The organism is Sutterella sp. (genome assembly GCF_052272535.1).
Taxonomy (GTDB): Bacteria; Pseudomonadota; Gammaproteobacteria; order Burkholderiales; family Burkholderiaceae_F; genus Sutterella.
In genome coordinates this window covers 1-3,474 of sequence record NZ_DAVZJY010000232.1, presented here as the reverse complement: position 1 = coordinate 3,474, position 3,474 = coordinate 1, and the positions used below count along the sequence as shown (strand labels likewise).

The 3,474-nt window shown below is 63.1% G+C and carries 3 protein-coding genes and 1 tRNA gene; 2 read left to right on the top strand and 2 right to left on the bottom strand.

Features of this window, described 5'->3' with window-relative positions:
• Positions 1–166: 166 nt before the first annotated feature.
• Positions 167–337 carry a hypothetical protein gene (locus ACT6Y9_RS09580; protein WP_443744355.1) on the bottom strand — a complete coding sequence of 57 codons (171 nt, stop codon included), beginning with the start codon at positions 335–337 and terminating at the stop codon, positions 167–169.
• Between the two features lie 81 nt (positions 338–418).
• On the opposite strand from ACT6Y9_RS09580, the gene bcp reads away from it, so the two are divergent.
• Complete coding sequence (gene bcp / locus ACT6Y9_RS09575; RefSeq protein ID WP_443744354.1) at positions 419–889, top strand: thioredoxin-dependent thiol peroxidase; 471 nt, start codon at positions 419–421, stop codon at positions 887–889.
• A 262-nt stretch (positions 890–1,151) separates the two neighbouring features.
• Positions 1,152–2,978, top strand: a complete 1,827-nt coding sequence (locus ACT6Y9_RS09570; protein WP_295479637.1) for an aryl-sulfate sulfotransferase — start codon at positions 1,152–1,154, stop codon at positions 2,976–2,978.
• A gap of 189 nt (positions 2,979–3,167) precedes the next feature.
• On the opposite strand, the gene ACT6Y9_RS09565 is transcribed toward ACT6Y9_RS09570, so the two are convergent.
• Positions 3,168–3,243, bottom strand: a tRNA-His gene (locus ACT6Y9_RS09565).
• Positions 3,244–3,474 lie beyond the last annotated feature (231 nt).

Genomic DNA, 3,474 nt, shown 5'->3' with positions numbered 1-3,474 from the left:
CCTCCACTCGGAGGGCGCCGAGATCCGGCTGCCCGCCGCGGCCGTGGAATACCTCCGTTCAGTGGGCCGCGACCGTCCGGAAGCCGCCGGTCGGGCGCCCGAAGCGTCGGAGCAACGGCTCGCCGGCTCCTGACGCGGGCGCTCCGGCGCCGCCCCGCACGGGCGGTCACTTCCCGTCCGTGCGGCCGATGCCGACGCCAAGGTCAAGGAGCACGAAGAAGGTCGCCGTCGCTCGGCCGACGCGGTTCATCGGGCTCGCAAAGACCGCAAGCACGTGGCCCGTGGAGGTCATCGTCCCGTAACCCAGGCCGAGGAGCAGCCCGCCCGCGAGGAGCATCAGGTTCGAATCCGCCGCCGCTCCTTTTCGCCCCAACCGTAGAATGCGCCCACAAGCTCATTTCATGAAAGGAGACCCGAAATGGCTGAAACCGAACTTCAGGCGGGAGCCGCCGCTCCCGACTTCACACTCACGTCCGACGCGGGCGAACCCGTGACGCTCTCCGCCCTCAAGGGCCGCGGCGTCATCCTCTACTTCTATCCGAAGGACAACACCGCGGGCTGCACGACCGAGGCGCAGGGCTTCCGCGACCACAAGGACGACTTCGCCAAACTCGGCTACGAGATCCTCGGCGTCTCGCGCGACAGCGTGAAGAGCCACTGCGGCTTCCGCGACAAGCAGAGCCTCAACTTCCCGCTCCTCTCCGACAAGGAGGAGACCGTCTGCAACCTCTACGGAGTGTTGAAGGAAAAGACAATGTGCGGCCGCAAGTGCTTCGGCATCGAGCGCTCGACCTTCGTGATCGGACCCGACGGCGTGATTCAGCACGCGCTGCGCGGCGTGAAGGCGAAGACGCACGTTGAGGAGCTTCTCAAGCTCCTTGAGGCTTGATGAAACAACTGCAGTCGGCTTCACTTCGAAGTGGACGCGGGTGCCGGCCCAGCCGGCGGCTGCGTCCGCTTTTTCTTGTTCGTTCGGCGTGCTCTCCCTTGGGTTTTCCCGCACCTTCGTCCATTCCTTGAAAAATCCTCTCCTGCGGGCTTCAAATCTTCTGCGCGATTGATCTCTCTCCGCGCAGCTTCGCGGTCGTTAGATTCCTCCTTATGACTAAGCGCTTTCGGGGCGCCTTCAGCGCACAAAAAGGAGAATCAAAATGGAGAAGCTCTCCCGCCGCGACTTCGCGCGGTTCACGATCTGTCTTGCCGCCGGCGCCGCAGCTCCGGCCGGCGTGTTCGCCTTCGGCGGCCCTTCCGGCCCGTCGACCATCTACAAGAAGCAGGGTGCGATCGGCGAAATCATCATGAATCCCTACAAGATCGCTCCGCTCACCGCAATCATCCGCAACGGCGGATATGCGCTGCTCAACGCCTCGGTGCGCATCGTGCCGAAGGAAGGCGGTCAGGTGATCGCGTACAAGGTTTCCAAGAGCCAGCTTCTCACCCACGGCGGAATCCCCGTCTTCGGCCTCTACGCGGACTGGCGCAACAAGGTCGAGGTTGAGTACGACCGGCTCGATCACGGCAGGTCCGAGCACTTCAAGGAGACCTACACCATCCGCACGCCGCCGGTCTACGGCCCCACGGGCAACGCAGGCATGCCCGAGGCGGTCGTGCGCAAGGCGGCTGAAGGAAAGTTCGCCGACCGGCTCTACTACATCAACAACATCGGCTCGAACAACAACACCCGCCACGCCGTCTGGAACAACCCCGAAGGGGGCGCCTTGCAGTGGTCCTCGAACCCGCTCAACTGGATCATCGACACCAAGGGAGAAATCCGCTGGTTCATGGACAGCTCGACCATCTTCAACGTCGACTCGCTCTACGACGGCGGGATCATGATGGGTCTGCGGCAGAACGCCGACGGCGCGATCTCCTGGGGCTACGGCCAGCACTATGTCAAGTACGACATCATGGGCCGCCGCATCTGGAACCGTCCGCTTCCCTACGGCTACAACGACTTCTCGCACACGATGGACGCCGCGCAGAACGGCCACTACTTCCTGCGCGTCGCCTCGTCGAACCTCAAGCGCTCGGACGGCCGCAACGTCCGTACGGTGCGCGACCTGATCATTGAGGTCGACTGCGACGGCAACGTCGTGGACGAATGGCGTCTGTGGGAGATTCTGGATCCGTACCGAGACACGGCCATCAAGGCGCTCGACCAGGGCGCCGTATGCCTCAACATCGACCCGAAGCTCGCCGGCCAGACCCTTTCGGCGAGCGACCTTCAGAAGCTCGACAAGGAGGGACATTTCGGCGACATCGTCGGCACGGGACCCGGCCGCAACTGGGCGCACGTCAATTCCGTCGACTACGACCCGAGCGACGACTCGATCATCATCAGCTCGCGCCATCAGTGCGCAGTGATCAAGATCGGCCGCGACCATCAGGTGAAGTGGATTCTCGGCGCACCGCGCGGGTGGAAGAAGCCCTGGAGCGACCTCATCCTCACGCCGGTCGATCAGCAGGGACGCAAGCTCGCCTGCGGGGACGCCGTCTGCGAGAACACGACCTTCGACTGGACCTGGACGCAGCACACCGCCTGGAGGATCGACTCGAAGTCCAACGCCGACGTCATCTACGTCTCGGTATTCGACAACGGAGACGGCCGCGGATTCGATCAGCCGCCGCTGCCGGACATGAAGTACTCGCGCGCCGTGATCTACCGCATCGATCAGAAGAAGCGGACCGTCGAACAGGTCTGGGAGTACGGCAAGGAGCGCGGCCACGACTGGTACAGCCCCGTCACCTCTCTGGTCGAATACATGCCCGACAAGGACTCCGTCGTGGTCTACGCCGCGACCGCAGGCGCCAACTACGACCTCAAGACGGGCGGCCTCACCTCCGCGCCCAACCCCTATCTCGATGAGTTCGACTGGGGTGCGAAGGAGCCCGCCGTCGAGATCCAGTTCAAGTCCACCACGGGATATCAGGCCTTCGCCTTCGACGTTGAAAAGGCCTTCAACGGCAAAGTCCACTGATTGACCGTCGCTCCGACGGGCGTCCCGCCATCAAGGCCGCCGGCTCGAACCGACGGCCTTTTCATGCCGGCCCGCCCCCTTCGGGCGGTCCGACGCATCCCGCACGGCTCAGGCGCCCGCTCAATCAGCGCGCAAAAAAAAATCCCGCGGCTCCGTGAGGAACTGCAGGACTCTTTTCAAGAAATCGGATGGGGTGGGAGATGGGACTCGAACCCACGACAACCGGAATCACAATCCGGGACTCTACCAACTGAGCTACACCCACCATCCAGATTTTCTTTCTCCCGGCACTTCGTGCCTTGCGGCCGTCGCGTCGTGAGATCTCACATTTTACCGAAATCCGCGGAGATTTCAAGAGCGGGAGCGAAAAAACTCTTCCTCCGCCCTTCCGGCGGGCCTGAGAACGCCTGGTCCGGTTCAAAAAAAATCCCGCGGCTCCGCGAGGAACTGCAGGACTCTTTTCAAGAAATCGGATGGGGTGGGAGATGGGACTCGA